We start from the raw sequence: 15,237 nt of genomic DNA, 5'->3' as shown, positions 1-15,237 counted from the left end.
GTTGAGATAGGAAATGTACCAGCTTAAGCCAGCTTATTCCTGTTTAAAACTTCGTTTAGCTGCATGGCAGGATAAATAAAGAGATTTTTCCTATTTCGCTTCTTTAATAAAGCAGAGGAGTGGGGAGAAAGTGAGCTCACATCAATTTGAACTATTTAATAATCCATACCATTACCCAAAATACGCAGGGAATGAAGGCTTAGTTTTATTTTTCAACGTTATCGGTGAATAATTCGGGTTAAATAGGCTTGACTTCTTCCTTAATCTGCAGTTGATGTTTTCTGATTTTGTTTACCAGTGTGACGATTTGATTCAACTCTTTGCGGTTTATTTTCAGATCATAACTTACAGACTCCGATTGCTTATAGGTGATCTCAAGAGGATTGCTTCTTCCCCCATTATTTCCAAATCCATTAAACAGATCTATGATTGCCCAAGTTCCGGAGTGAATACCAGCGCATCTAATGGAGTTGATCTGCTTTATTTCTATATAGGTGGTTTTGCTAAATAAAGGGAATAGAGAGGATTCGAAATGAATGAAATGCCTGCCGGTTATGCCAATGTCTTCTTCGGGTAGGCTAAAAGCAATGAAAGTTGCAACGATAAGCACCACGATTACAGGAGTGTCGTATTCTGACTCTAAATTTAAATTAAGCACCCAGGCCCAAATAAGGATGGTGTAAAAAAATCTTTTTACCCATGTCCAAGGTTTAGTGAAATTTTTGGTTTTGTAAATGTATTTTTTGTCCATAAAATATAAGGTATCAATTTTTAATTATAAAAAAATAATTTTGAATTGGTGAAATGGGCCGGAGCTTCTCGATAAGCGGAAAACCTCAATTCAAAGGTTCTTCTTTCCAATTTCCTTGGCCAACCGTGCTCAATTGTTACCACTTTTGGCACGATATTTTATGCAATCCTTCGTCCTTTGGTTCCGAATTGACACAATCGCTTGCAGTGAAAAAGGGAGATAATTCAAAGCCAAAGGCACTATACAATGGTTGATAATGATATCTTTGCGGATATTAGGAATAGAATAAAATGGGGAAATCAAATTCAAATCAGCAAGCCGGTTTGTGGAAGATCACCTGGCCGCTTTTTTTGGAGATTTTATTGTTCATCATGATGGGAAATGCCGATACTCTGATGCTGAGCCAGTATGCTGATGATGCAGTGGCCGCTGTGGGGGTGTCGAATCAGGTGTTGAACCTGCTGGTGATCATGTTTGGCTTCGTGACGACGGGTACTGCAATATTGGTGGCTAATGCTCTGGGTGCTCAGCGGGAGGAAAAAGCACGTGATATCATTACGGTTTCTTTTTGGGCAAATGGATTATTCGGGCTAATCATCAGTCTGGTGATGGGACTTTTGGGTTGGCAGATCATGCAATGGATGAACCTGGAAGCAGCTGTGCTAGAGCAGGCGGCTCAATATACGCAATGGGTAGGTGGCTTCCTGGTGGTACAGGCGCTGGTCATGACGGTTAGTGCTTCACTGCGCGCTCATGGCTTTACCAAGGATTCCATGATGATTACCCTTGGCATGAACATTATCAATGTAATCGGAAACTATATTTTAGTTTTCGGGCCCTGGGGATTGCCTTCTTACGGCGTGATGGGAGTGGCTTTTTCAACCACCTTTAGTCGGATTTTGGGGATGATCGTGGGCCTGGTTTATCTGCAATATAAGCTCAAAAGACCGATAAAACGCTGGAGCAAAATCACCGCTCCAACGAAATATTTAAAAGAATTATTGCGAATTGGTTTACCTTCGGCAGGAGAGCATTTGACCTATGACGCCACCCAAATGGTGGTGACTTATATCATTACTTTTATGGGGACTGCTGCCCTGACTACCAAGGTTTATGCGACCAATATTGTGATGTTTATCTTCTTGTCCGCCATTGCGATCGGGCAGGGGACACAGATTTTAGTGGGTTATAAAATGGGAAGTAAAGCCTATAAAAGTGCTTATCAGCAGGGGATTCAAAGTTTGAAAATAGCCATTGGCATTTCCTTTTTGGCGGCCATAGTGGTTTATATTTTTGCCGATCCTATACTGGCCATCTTCACGCAAGATCCAGAAATAACGGTAGTGGCCAAGCAAATTTTATTGCTCTCCATCCTGATGGAGCCCGGCCGTGCTTTTAATCTGGTGATGGGTAATGCCCTGCGGGCCAAAGGGGATGTCCGCTATCCGATGTATCTGGCGATGGCTTCCATGTGGGGGGTGGCCGTTGTTTTTTCTTATGTTTTCGGATTAGGTTTCGGTTGGGGACTAATCGGTTGCTGGCTCGCCTTCGCCATGGACGAATGGTTGCGGGGCGTATTGATGTTGATCCGGTGGAATAAAGGTTTCCGGGATACCGGGGCTTTGAGGGCCATGTCTTTTTAGCCCGATTTCTCGGCGCCAGATTCAATAATTCTTTCTAAGTGGCTTATTGTTAGAGTGGGAAGGGTTTTTCTGATTTTTTAATAGGCCAAATTGGGAGGAGCCTGCTTCCTCCTTATTCATCTGTTTCGGAGGAAAAAACTCAAAATAGGTAACTATTCCTTCATTTTTCCCGCCTTACAGCTAACCGCACGGCGTTTTCATAAAACTAAAAATGGACAAATTATAGGTATGATCTAGTTCCCAATGAGAGTCTATTTGATTTGAGCGCTTGTTTATGAGTCAGCTTTCTATCTTTTACAGCATGACTTTATAGTATAAAATCTTCCACATTAACCCTCCGGCCTTGATCAATGGGCGGATGGACAAAGGTTCTGCTGGCGACAAGCAGGCATCACAGCGACATTTTAGCCATATTTCACCAGTCTCCTGCCCTGTCCAAATGTCGCCTTGATGGATTCCGCCAGCAGGTGCTTTGTACCGCCAACATTGATCACAAGCCTTGAATTTTTTGTTTCGTTTTTTATTAAGAAAAAATGAAAAAGAAACGATTTATGATTAAATATAAGGTGTTGAATGGCTGATCTAGCTTTTTATGAAATCGCCCTGCAGCTAAATGAGGATTTAAGCAGGAATAATCCGGCTTAGAAAGCACAATTTTAATTTGATAACCATGGATAGCAATCTGAAAGCCACTTATGCAGGGAGAATGAATGAGGTTTTCACCTATATTGATCAGCACCTGTCCGGAGATTTGTCCCTGGAAAAGATCGCCGGGGTGGCTCATTTTTCCCCTTTCCATTTTCACCGATTGTTTAAATTTATCACCGGGGAAACACCGGGGGAGTATGTACAGCGCCGCAGAATTGAAAAATCGGTAAGCCTGCTCCTTCATCAGCAAAAATCGGTTTCCGAAATCGCCCATGTCCTGGGGTTTAGTGACGGGTCTGCCTATTCCAAAGCTTTTAAAAAGTTTTATGGCATAAGCCCCTCCGCTTTTCGTCAGGAGCATCCGTACCGGCTGGAACGAATTCAATTCCCAAATAGCAAGATCGGACATGAATATCCTGATACAGATGCTTATCTTCGAAAATTGAATCATCTGAAAGCATGGATAAATATGGAAGCTAAAATTGAAGTAAAGGAGATAGCCCCAATCGAGGTGGCTTATATTAATTGTACCGGACCTCAAAATCTGGCGGCTACTTTTCAGCAATTGATCTCTTGGGCGGCACCTAAAGGATTTTTTGTTCCTAACAGCAAAATGGCGACGGTCTATTATGATAGTTTTAAAGTAACGCCAGCAGAGAAGGTAAGAATGAGTGCCTGTCTCTTGTTGGAATCAACTCTAGCAGCAGAGGGAGCTATCGGCCTTCGCACCCTGGCCGGAGGGAAATACATTGTGGGAAGCTATGAGATTCTCGTGGAGGAATTTGAAAAATCCTGGACCGCTTTGTTTTTGTGGATGAATGAAAATGGTTATGCGATGGGAGATGCCGAGCCTTTCGAGATTTATCACAATAATTTCAATGAGCATCCGGAGAAAAAGGCCATAGTGGATTTTTATATTCCGGTGAAGAAATAGCGGGGAAGTATGTTGCTTTATCTCTTATTTCCTGAGAGTCATTTCTAAAACCCATTGCCAGAAACAGGCATCACAATACACCCTGCTATCATTTTAAAAAGCATTACCTTTTTCTTTTCATTTTTTCTTGATAAAAAACGAAACAAAAAAACAAGGCGGTGATCAATGTTGGCAGGCCAAAGAACCTGATGTCGGAATCCATCAAGGCGACATTTGAAGAGGACGGGAAACTGGTAAATTATTGGAGAAATGTCGCAGTGATGCATGCTTGTCTACAGCAGAACCTTCATCTATCCGCCTATTGATCAAGGCCGAAGGTTGTAATGGAAAGTACCGCAGCCACCCAATTCACAAAAGCAACCTTACAATAATTCGTGTAAATTAGTGTAATTCGCGGTTAAAAAAATCTCTCCACCCTTCCAGCACGAAATGAGCAATAGGCAACAAAAACTCACCACTGGTCTTAGCGTCCTTGCTAAGACCCAAAATCAAATGAGCGTCCGCTCATAAACTCACTTCATTATGTTCCTTTATCCCTTATTTCCTTAGAGTCATTTCTAAAACTCATTGCCAGAAACAGGCATCCCAAAACACCAAGCAATCATTTTGCAATGCAACACTTTCTTCTTTTCATTTTTTCTTGATAAAAAACGAAACAAAAAAAATCCAGGCTGTGATCAATGTTGGCGGGAAAATGTCTGGGCTGTCGGAATCCATCAAGGCGACATTTGCGAAGAGCTGTAAACTAGCTAATGAACAGTTGAAATGTCGCTGTGATGCATTCTAATTCGACAACCTAACCATTCTCCTTGCGCCCATTGATCAAGGCCGTCCTGTTGAATTGGAAATTTCTTCACTATATTTCGAACACATCACTTATGGCTCATCAATGCCCCTATTCTAAAAAAACATTCGAGCACATTAGGGACATTCGTGGCTAAAATCATCACTCCTAATCCTCAAACACTAATTAGTGTAATCCGTAGTTCCAAAAATACATTCCTTGAACCTTTCTTTTCATTTTTTCTTGATAAAAAACGAAACAAAAAAATCCAGGCTGTGATCAATTTTGGCGAGCCATTGAACCTGCTACCGGAATTCATCAAGGCATTATTTGTGTCATTTCAGGAATAGATTTAAAGTATTGGAAATAATGCTGTGATGACTTCTTATCGGCAGCAGAGCCTATGGCTTTTCGCCAATTGATCAAGGCCGATGTGTAGTAATGGAAAGTACCGCAGCCCCCCAATCCACAAAAGCAACCTTAAAATAATTCGTGTGATTCGCGGTTAAATAAATCTCTCCACCGTTCCAGCACGAAATGAGCAATAGGAAACAAAAACTCACCACTGGTATTTTCGTCTTTGCCCACCACCCCTGGTCTTAGCGTCATCGCTAAGACCCAAAAACGAATGAGCGTCCGTTCATAAATCCACTGCAATATGTTCCTTTATCCCTTACCTCCTGACATTTCTAAAACTCATTGCCAGAAACAGGCATCCCAAAACACCAAGCAATCATTTTGCAATGCAACACTTTCTTCTTTTCATTTTTTCTTGATAAAAAACGAAACAAAAAATCAAGGCTGTGATCAATTTTGGCGAGCCATCAAACCTGCTACCGGAATTCATCAAGGCATTATTTGTGTCATTTCAGGAATAGATTTAAAGTATTGGAAATAATGCTGTGATGACTTCTTATCGGCAGCAGAGCCTATGGCTTTTCGCCAATTGATCAAGGCCGATGTGTAGTAATGGAAAGTACCGCAGCCCCCCAATCCACAAAAGCAACCTTAAAATAATTCGTGTAAATTAGTGTAATTCGCGGTTAATAATGCTCGACAACAGCTCCAATAATGGTCTCACCACTGGTCTTAGCGTCATCGCTAAGACCCAAAAACGAATGAGCGTCCGCTCATAAATCCACTTCATTATGTTCCTTTATCCCTTATTTCCTTAGAGTCATTTCTAAAACTCATTGCCAGAATCATGCGTCCAATTCACCCTGCTATCATTTTATAAAGCAACACCTTCTTCTTTTCATTTTTTCTTGATAAAAAACGAAACAAAAAAATCCAGGCTGTGATCAATTTTGGCGAGCCATTGAACCTGCTACCGGAATTCATCAAGGCATTATTTGTGTCATTTCAGGAATAGATTTAAAGTAGTGGAAATAGTGCTGTGATGACTTCTTATCGGCAGCAGAGCCTATGGCTTTTCGCCAATTGATCAAGGCCGATGTGTAGTAATGGAAAGTACCGCAGCCACCCAATCCACAAAAGCAACCTTACAATAATTCGTGTAAATTGGTGAAATTCGTGGTTAATAATGCTCGACAACAGCTCCAATAATGGTCTCACCACTGGTCTTGGCGTCATCGCAAAGACCCAAAAACGAATGAGCGTCCGCTCATAAATCCACTTCATTATGTTCCTTTATCCCTTATTTCCTTAGAGTCATTTCTAAAACTCATTGCCAGAATCATGCGTCCAATACACCCTGCTATCATTTTATAAAGTAACACCTTCTTCTTTTCATTTTTTCTTGATAAAAAACGAAACAAAAAATCAAGGCTGTGATCAATTTTGGCGAGTCATTGAACCTGCTACCGGAATTCATCAAGGCATTATTTGTGCGATTTCAGGAATATATTTTAATGTAGTGGAAATAATGCTGTGATGACTTCTAATCGGCAGCAGAGCCTATGGCTTTTCGCCAATTGATCAAGGCCGATGTGTAGTAATGGAAAGTACCGCAGCCGCTCAATTCCCAAAAGTAACCTTACAATAATTCGTGTAAATTGGTGAAATTCGTGGTTAATAATGCTCGACAATAGCTCCAATAATGGTCTCACCACTGGTCTTTGCGTCCCTGCTAAGACTCAAAATCGAATGAGCGTCCGCTCTTTATTCTGCCTTTTGGGAAAGAAGAGGAGTTGTGGTTTATGTTGATTTCCATATATTGGTGCTTAGAAAAAACCTGAATCAAAAGACTATGAGCTATTTCCAACAAGAAAGCGAACGATTACTTTTTCGGAAACTCCATTTGGAAGATATTCCTTCCTGGGAAGCATTTTTCATGAACAATGATCGCTTGCCTTTTCTGGGATTGGATCCCCGCAAAAGCCCTAAGGTTTTGGCGCAGGAGTGGGTGGAGAAGCAGCTGGGCAGATATGAGGAATTCGGATTTGGCCATTTGGCAGTAGAATTAAAAGCCACCGGGGATTTGATCGGTATGGGAGGTATTTTGCCTCGTCCTTATCAGGATCGGATGGAATATGAGGTGGCCTATTCCCTCAAACCAAAATATTGGGGAAATGGATATGGGACAGAGATTGCCAAGACTATCAAGCAGTGGGGGATGGAAAATTTGGAGACAGATAGACTCATTTCGCTGATCCATGTTGAAAATAAGGCTTCTGCTCATGTGGCAAGGAAAAATGGAATGCAGGTTTTGTTTGAATTGGAGATGATGGGCATGCCCTTGGTCGTTTATGGTGTTCCGGTGAGTGGGAAATAAATTGTAGCGGAATAAGCTTTTGATGTGGGTGATCATGCCATTGGATAATAGGTAAAGCGGGCATTACACAATTATCAGTTTATCGGTGAGTGTTTTGCAAGAGGTGTCTTTGGCTGGTAAGAAGTTCTTAAATAATAAAAGTAGAAATGGAATTAAACATCTCCGGAATGGAATGTAAAATGGTCCGGAAACACCTTCCCGGTTTCGCGAAATTGCTAGGAGGAAATCAGGGGTTCAGGGAATCGGGCATCTACAATAAAATGTTTGTAAGCGTTTTTGATCGGTGGTTGTCAGAAGGAGAAATACATAATAAGATTTTTATCGATGAGCATTTTGAGGAGGTCATCAAGAGAAGAAAGCGTTTCAGGGAGTTTATCACAGAGGTTAATAGCGGGACAATATTATATTCATGGAGGTACAAAAGACACAACCGTCTGCATATCCAAAAACCGGAATCCATAAAGGATGTGCTGAGGAAATGCGATTTTGACCGTTTATGGTCACACAGTGGTGAAAGATATAGCTTTCTGCTTCCGGATTATGGTGCCGTTTATGAGGAAGGTTGGGATTGGACAAATATTATCTGGTTTTTAGATGTCGGTAAAACAGGGCCATTGATAGAGGCTGCGAAAAAATCCGGTTTGTACATTTTGAAATAAGAATTGAGGCAAAGATATAAAGAATTAAGAAGCGAATGCTCCTGAGTTTTTTGGCTTCAGTACTGACGGGGGAAAATGATAAAAAGCATTTAATCTGAGGATTTATTAGGGGAGGTTCATTTTGATGAAAAATAATTGCGAACTTTCGGAAAGTAAAAAAAGAAATATGCTGGACTTGAGTATGATCAGTTTTCGTGATTTAGAGGAGGGAATGGAGTTGATCGGGCGGATAAAAAAGAAAAATAGGGAAGACTTTTCGGTCATAGTAACAGCAATTATGAACCGTCAAGTAGTATTTCAATCTTTTGCGAACAAAATAAATGTTGAGCTTGGGGCGCAGTGTATTCCCTTGCTCAATTATCTATTTTTCGCTTTGTGGTCAGAAGGGCTGGTGACATTAGACAAAGAAAGGGAGCATATTGCTGTTGGTCTGTATAAGAAAGAAGTGAATCGATTGCGCCGGTTTTTTGCTGCGGTAAAGAAGAATCGAAAAAAAGCCATTAATGTATATATCAGAGGTATCCGCTTGGGTAATGTTAAAGTCTTGGCTCATGCTTTGGCCTATGGTTGGGAATCAGTAAGGGTGAAGTTGGATCAAAGGCAGGCGGATTATTTTTTTCTGCATACTATGGCTTTGCTCTATACCGTGCAGGAATGTGTAGTTTCGGAGGATGAGGAGGAGCAGGGAGATGAAGCTGATTTTTTAGACCTTTTGGAGCCAGATATGGTTTTGTGATGCTGGATTTAGAATAAAAAAGTAGTTTATGAAATACATCTCACTCAATACCCAATTTGATAATACGGAAACCTGTGGTTTTGCCGGGCTTCATCCTGCACTTATTGAAAAAAAGGAAGAAGGTTATTTTTTGAATATTGATAAATCCCTTTTTCAGGGAAGTCCGGAGGCTGATGAGCCAGAAGCAGGAAGCTGGATGGAATCCGTTTTTCAGGATTGGAAAGGAGACGAAATCGTGCATCGCTTTCGGGTGGTCATAAAAGGCAGGGACTATTATTTCTATTGGGAAGATCGAAATTTACCCACTTGAATCTCTGGGATTAAAAACTAATGAGAGGAAGTTGTTAAGACATTAAATTAATCTGCTTTATTTAGTGTAGCTTAACCGTTTTGCGAGTTAAAAACATTGAGGTTTTAGTATTATTAATTCCCTGTAACGTCTTGTGTCAGAATTATTATGAGCAGAAGTGTTGAAATTTGTATTTCAAATTAAGTAGTTTTTCCTGGATTTTGATTTTGGCCTTGTTTTTCGAATTCGTCTGAGACTATTTCGCTGACTCTCTGATTGTATAATTTTTATTATTCGTAGATTCTCCTTATGAGAAATGCATTAGAAAGCCGTTAGGTTTACGAAATTAACATTTATTTAACTATTTCTCATTGCGCATTAAAGGGGGATTCGTTTGTCTTTATGTGAGGGTGCCGGCTATATTTGTAAGTGAAATCGATTTCGGGTCTGAATGGTCAAATTCGAATCGAAAGCTAAATCCTCCTTTGTTAGACTAATGAAAAAACGGTTAAAGTGGGCCATCCTCGGGGCGGCAGCCTTAGTGGTAGTGGTGATGATTTCTTATTCAAGAGTAGCCCGGTTTTGGGAAGAGGGAGACTTGTCTCCTGTTGCCGAAAAGAAAGCAGAAAAGGTATTGCCTGTCCGGATCATGATTCCGGAAATGAATACGATAGATGATATTTTTAAAGTGGCCGGATCCGTGATGGCCAATGAAAGTGTGGACCTTCGATGTGAATCCTCCGGGACGATTACCGCCCTGCATTTTCAGGAAGGGCAGTATGTGAAAAAGGGGACTTTACTTTTGGAGACCAATAATGAGGATTTGAAAGCATTATTGAGTAAGCAAAAACATACGCTGGAGCTGAATCAAAAAACAGCTGAACGCCAAAAGCAATTGCTGGACAAAGAGGCGATTTCCAGAGAGGAATATGAAATCAGTATGAATGAGCTTTTCGCTATTCAATCTGATATTCAGCATACCAAAGCCTTGATTCGCAAGTCTCAGATCTATGCGCCCTTTAATGGGAAAATAGGTTTGCGCTTTGTCAGTGAAGGGGCATATATTGATAATAATGTGGTGGTGGCCAGTCTGTTTAATATGGATGTGGCTAAAATTGAGTTCTCCGTTCCGGAAAAATACGCATTAGAGATGCGTCCGGGGAAGAAAATTTACTTCACAGTCGCTGGGCAGACCCAACGATTTGAAGCAGTGGTATATGCACAGGAATCCAATATCAAGGAGTCCACGCGTTCTTTGAAGATCCGCGCCCGATGTAGCCGAAACAGTGATCGCCTGATTGCGGGGCAATTTGCCAACATTCAGGTGGTGTTGAACTCCTTTGAGGAGGCGATGTTATTGCCCACCTATGCGGTAGTGCCCGAGCTGGATGTACATAAAATTTATGTACTGAACGGGGGCGTTGCCGAGGAGCGTGAAGTGGAACTTGGGGTTCGCACAGAAAATAAAGTACAAATTCTTTCCGGTTTGAAATCTTCTGACCGGGTGATCATCTCCGGACTTCACCAGATAAAAGACGGGATGAGGGTTTTGGTAAAAGAAGTGGACGCTTAAAAGAGGGAAGCCATGAGTTTATCAGCAGCAAGTATTAAGCGCCCGGTTTTGGCCTCGGTGATGTCCATCATCATCATCATCTTCGGAGTGCTGGGTTTCAGCTTTTTGGGGGTGCGGGAGTATCCGGTAACGGATCCTCCGATTGTGAACGTGCAGACCTCCTATCCGGGAGCGAATGCGCAGGTGATTGAGGCACAAATTACGGAGCCGATTGAGGAGCAACTGAACGGGATTCCCGGAATTAAGAGTTTGACATCAACCTCTCTGGAAGGGCGATCCAATATCAAGGTAGAGTTTGAACTGGGGATGGACCTGGAAGCTGCCACCAATGATGTGCGGGATAAAGTATCCAGTGCACAACGGCGCCTGCCGAAAGATTGTGATCCGCCGGTAGTTCGAAAGGCCGATGGAGATGCCGATCCGATTGTGTTTCTGAACATGAGTAGTGAAAAGCGTTCCCTGTTGGATTTGAGTTATTATGCCGAATCCGTGATGAAGGAACGTTTACAAACCATACCGGATGTGGCCGAAGTGCAGATCTGGGGTTTCAAGCAGTATGCAATGCGTTTGTGGATGGATCCGGACAAGATGGCCGCTTATGGTCTGACGGCCCTGGATGTGTATGACGCCTTGCAGACCGCCAATGTGGAATTGCCATCCGGAAAGGTAGAGGGGATGACCACCGAATTTGCCGTGAAAACGCAGGGCCGATTATCTACCCCGGAAGAATTCAACGATCTGATTTTGTTTGAGGATGAAACAGGGGTGATCCGTTTCGGAGATGTGGGAATAGCAGAATATGGTCCGCAGTCCGAAGTGGCGGTTTTGAAAAGAGATGGCGTGCCGATGGTCGGTTTGGTTTTAATTCCACAGCCGGGAGCGAATGCTATTGAGATTGTAGATGAGTTTTACAAGCGCCTGGAAACCATTGAAAAGATTATTCCGGAGGATTTGAAGCTGGATATCGGTTTTGATAAAACCAAATTCATCCGACGGTCTATCGGGGAGGTGCAGGAAAGTATTTACTTTGCCCTGGCCCTGGTTGCATTGATCATTTTCGCCTTCCTGCGGGACTGGAGATCCACGGTGATTCCGTTGACCACTATCCCCATTTCCCTGATCGGTACCTTTTTCATGATGTACTTGTTGGGATTCTCCATCAACGTACTGACGCTCCTGGCCATGGTGTTGGCCATTGGGCTGGTGGTGGATGATACCATTGTCGTGCTGGAAAACATTTATACCAAAATTGAAAACGGCATGCCTCCATTGCAGGCCGGCCTGAAAGGTTCCGGGGAGATTTTCTTTGCGGTAGTCTCCACCACGGTGGCTTTGGTATCCGTATTTTTGCCGATTATTTTCCTGGATGGAATGATCGGACAGCTTTTCCGCGAGTTCGGCCTGGTGCTGGCCGGTTCGGTGATTATTTCTTCTTTTGTCGCCTTGACTTTCACGCCAATGGCTTGTACCAAGTTGTTGAAGAAGAAGCAGAATCCTGGTTGGTTTTATACCAAAACAGAGCCGCTCTTCCTAAAGCTGAACGATTGGTATGCACGTTCGCTGAATGCCTTTATGCGCTACCGCTGGCAGGCTTTCCCAATATTGATTTTGAGTATTGTCGGTTTGGTATGGCTGAATGGGGAGATTCAGCAGGAGCTGTCGCCTTTGGAGGATCGGGATACATTCCGGGTGAGTTCCACCGCCATGGAAGGCGCCACTTTTGAGTATATGGATGATTATATTGATCGGGTAGAAGAAGCGGTTCGGGAAGAAGTGCCGGAAGAAAACCTGAGAGGTATCGTGTCCATGGCCTCTTCGGCCTATGGTTCCGGTTCGGTGAATCAGGGCTGGGCCAGGGTTTATCTTAAGCCCTCGGATGAGCGTCCGGATGATCAGCGGGATTTGGCAAGAAAAGTAGCGACTAAACTCTATACCATGTCCGGTGCGAAGTCCTTCGTGCAGCAGGATCCTTCCATCAAAATTTCCGGTGGAGGAGGTAAGAATGATGTCAATTTCGTCTTGCAAGCCACCAGTATTGAAGATATGGTGGATAAATTGCCGGACTTTATGGATGAGTTGAATGGTCGGGAGGAGTTTAGTTATACAGACATTAACCTTCGATTTAATAAGCCGGAAATTCATCTGTCCATCAACCGGGAAAAAGCCATGAATATGGGTGTTTCGGTTCGTGATATTGCTTCTACTTTGCAGTTGGCATTGAGTGGGCAGCGTTACGATTATTTCCTGATGAAAGGACGACAGTATGAAATCATTGGGCAGATTATGCGGGAGAAGCGTAGTTCCCCGACGGACGTCCGGTCCTTATATGTGCGCAGTCAGAAAACCGGTGAATTGATTCAGCTGGACAATGTGGTGCATCTAAAAGAAACCTCCATGCCACCGAAATTATACCGCTATAACCGGGCAATTTCCGCCACTGTCTCAGCGAATATGGCTGAAGGCTATACCATGGGTGATGGCCTGGAAATTATGGAAGATATTGCCCGTCAGACTTTGGATGAACGATTCACCACCAGTTTGGCCGGTAGTTCGCAAGAATTTAAGGAAAGTATGCGCAACCTGCAGTTTGCCTTGCTGTTTGCCATTATCCTGATTTATCTGGTGTTGAGTGCGCAGTTCGAAAGTTTTATTGATCCTTTGATCATCTTGCTGACGGTGCCACTGGCCATTGTTGGAGCTTTATTTGCCATTTGGTATTGTGGACAAACGCTGAACATTTTCTCTCAGATCGGAATCATTATGCTGGTGGGCCTGGTCACCAAGAATGCCATTCTGATTGTGGAGTTTGCTAATCAGCGTAAAGAGGAAGGTATTCCGTTTTATGAAGCGATTGTCGGAGGGGCAACTGCCCGTTTTCGTCCGGTATTAATGACCGTTTTGTCTACGGTATTGGGAATTATCCCCATTGCAGTAGCCACGGGTGCAGGAGCCGAAAGCCGTCAGGCTATGGGGATTTCCGTAATCGGGGGTATGTTGTTTGCCTCCATTCTGACGCTTTATTTAATCCCGGCTTTCTATAGCTATTTCAGTAAAAAGAGAAATAAAACTGCTGAAGCCTTAAAAGCTTTGGAACAAGAAGAAATGGAGGTGAAGGCATGAAAAAATTGATTTTAATATTGGCGGTAACAGCTCTGTCCTTCCGGACATTTGCTCAGCCTCAGGTGGAGGAACTGGACTCCACCGGTATTCGCCTGACTTTGCAGGAAGCCCTGCTGATTGGCCTGGAGAATAACTTTGAATTACAGCTTTCGCGTAATGGTCAACGCTTGTTAACCAATGAGGTGGCTTTGGGGAATGCCGGATTTTTGCCCAGGGTAAACCTGAACGGCGGACTGAACGGATCGGTGAATAATACCGAACAGGCTTTCCATGACTCGGAGCGCGATGCCAATACCATTTACGGAGCGCGTTCGCATCGTTATAATGCCAATGTTGGCGTAGAGTGGCGATTGTTCGATGGTTTGCAAATGTTCGCGGCATATGACCAGCTTCAGGCGCTTGAACAACAGGGGAGTTATAATTTGCAGGCCGCCATTAATGCAAAACTGGCCGAAATAGGCAATATATTTTTAGCCCTGGCTTTAGAAGAGCATAAGCTGGGGGTCATCAAAGAAAAGCAGGCGCTTTCGGCTTTGCGACTGGAAATTTCAGAGAATAAATATACCATCGGTAAGGCTTCCCGTCCGGAGTTTTTGGCCGCTCAGGTGGATTTTAATGCGGACCGTTCTGAGGTGGTGCGGCAAATTGCGGTGATTAATAATTTGCGCACTGAGTTGAACCGCCTGATGGGGATTCCGGATTTGCAGTCCGTTTATACGGTGGCCTTTGAGTTTACTTATCTGGAGGATTTGAGTGTAGATCAGATGCTGGAGAGTGGCTTGAATATGTCACCAGAGCTCATGGCTGCTCATAGTCAGGAAACCATTGCTTATTTGGAGCGGAAGAAGGTATTGGCAGAGCGCTATCCAACCCTGGACGCGAACTTATCCTATGGCTATAATCGGAATGCTTCTCAGGCCGGAGTAATGGCTTATACCCAAACCATGGGTTTTGATGGCGGCTTAACTTTGCGCTGGAATATTTATGGAGCCGGTGATGTGAAGCGAAAAATTCAACGGGCGAAGATTGAACAGGAAAGTGCAGCCATCGCGCTGCAGGATCAGCAGCAGCTTTTGGAATCCAATATTTTGAGAAATTTTCAGGATTATAGTAGCTATGTGGTTTTGGTAGAAGTTGAAAAAGGCAATGTGGAAGTGGCGCGTGAGAATACGGAATATATGTTTGAACGCTATAAAATCGGGAAGAGCTCCTTTGTGGAATTAAGGGAAGCCCAGCGTTCTCAGGCAGAAGCAGCCATCCGGTATTTGGAGGCGGCCTATCTGGTAAATCAGAGCCAGATGGAGCTCAAGCGCCTAACCGGGGAAATTGGTGCCTTGGTGCAGGAATAGAAAAAATAGTCCTTAAG

Annotated in this window: 11 protein-coding genes; 10 read left to right on the top strand and 1 reads right to left on the bottom strand. The window is 43.2% G+C overall.

The genetic code is table 11. From position 1 onward, the window contains the following. Positions 1-238: 238 nt before the first annotated feature. Positions 239-751, bottom strand: coding sequence for a hypothetical protein (locus tag AAA970_RS09560; RefSeq protein WP_338236938.1), 513 nt, complete (start codon positions 749-751; stop codon positions 239-241). Between the two features lie 290 nt (positions 752-1,041). On the opposite strand from AAA970_RS09560, the gene AAA970_RS09555 reads away from it, so the two are divergent. From AAA970_RS09555 to AAA970_RS09510, 10 genes are all read left to right on the top strand, one after another. Beyond that, on the top strand, positions 1,042-2,394 hold the full coding sequence (locus AAA970_RS09555; RefSeq protein WP_338236937.1) for an MATE family efflux transporter: 1,353 nt from the start codon (positions 1,042-1,044) through the stop codon (positions 2,392-2,394). Positions 2,395-3,064: 670 nt separating this feature from the next. Next, a complete protein-coding gene (locus tag AAA970_RS09550; protein WP_338236936.1) occupies positions 3,065-3,976 on the top strand; it encodes an AraC family transcriptional regulator in 912 nt (303 codons plus the stop codon). A gap of 1,442 nt (positions 3,977-5,418) precedes the next feature. Beyond that, entirely contained in the window at positions 5,419-5,658 is a 240-nt protein-coding gene (locus AAA970_RS09545) for a hypothetical protein (RefSeq protein ID WP_338236935.1), read from the top strand. 1,311 nt (positions 5,659-6,969) lie between these two features. Further along, on the top strand, positions 6,970-7,494 hold the full coding sequence (locus AAA970_RS09540; protein WP_338236934.1) for a GNAT family N-acetyltransferase: 525 nt from the start codon (positions 6,970-6,972) through the stop codon (positions 7,492-7,494). Between the two features lie 146 nt (positions 7,495-7,640). Continuing rightward, complete coding sequence (locus tag AAA970_RS09535) at positions 7,641-8,153, top strand: hypothetical protein (RefSeq protein WP_338236933.1); 513 nt, start codon at positions 7,641-7,643, stop codon at positions 8,151-8,153. A gap of 124 nt (positions 8,154-8,277) precedes the next feature. Then, positions 8,278-8,889, top strand: coding sequence for a hypothetical protein (locus AAA970_RS09530; RefSeq protein WP_338236932.1), 612 nt, complete (start codon positions 8,278-8,280; stop codon positions 8,887-8,889). Between the two features lie 28 nt (positions 8,890-8,917). Continuing rightward, positions 8,918-9,199: a hypothetical protein gene (locus tag AAA970_RS09525; RefSeq protein ID WP_338236931.1), complete on the top strand. Its 282-nt coding sequence runs from the start codon at positions 8,918-8,920 to the stop codon at positions 9,197-9,199. A gap of 475 nt (positions 9,200-9,674) precedes the next feature. After that, on the top strand, positions 9,675-10,751 hold the full coding sequence (locus AAA970_RS09520; protein ID WP_338236930.1) for an efflux RND transporter periplasmic adaptor subunit: 1,077 nt from the start codon (positions 9,675-9,677) through the stop codon (positions 10,749-10,751). Positions 10,752-10,763: 12 nt separating this feature from the next. After that, a complete protein-coding gene (locus tag AAA970_RS09515) occupies positions 10,764-13,871 on the top strand; it encodes an efflux RND transporter permease subunit (RefSeq protein ID WP_338236929.1) in 3,108 nt (1,035 codons plus the stop codon). Continuing rightward, positions 13,868-15,220: a TolC family protein gene (locus tag AAA970_RS09510; RefSeq protein WP_338236928.1), complete on the top strand. Its 1,353-nt coding sequence runs from the start codon at positions 13,868-13,870 to the stop codon at positions 15,218-15,220. Before AAA970_RS09515 ends, AAA970_RS09510 begins: the two co-directional genes overlap by 4 nt. Positions 15,221-15,237 lie beyond the last annotated feature (17 nt).

The organism is Persicobacter diffluens (assembly GCF_036244895.1).
GTDB classification, from domain to species: Bacteria; Bacteroidota; Bacteroidia; order Cytophagales; family Cyclobacteriaceae; genus Persicobacter; species Persicobacter diffluens.
Note: the sequence above shows the minus strand (reverse complement) of the source record. Positions and strands in the feature narration are given on the sequence as shown.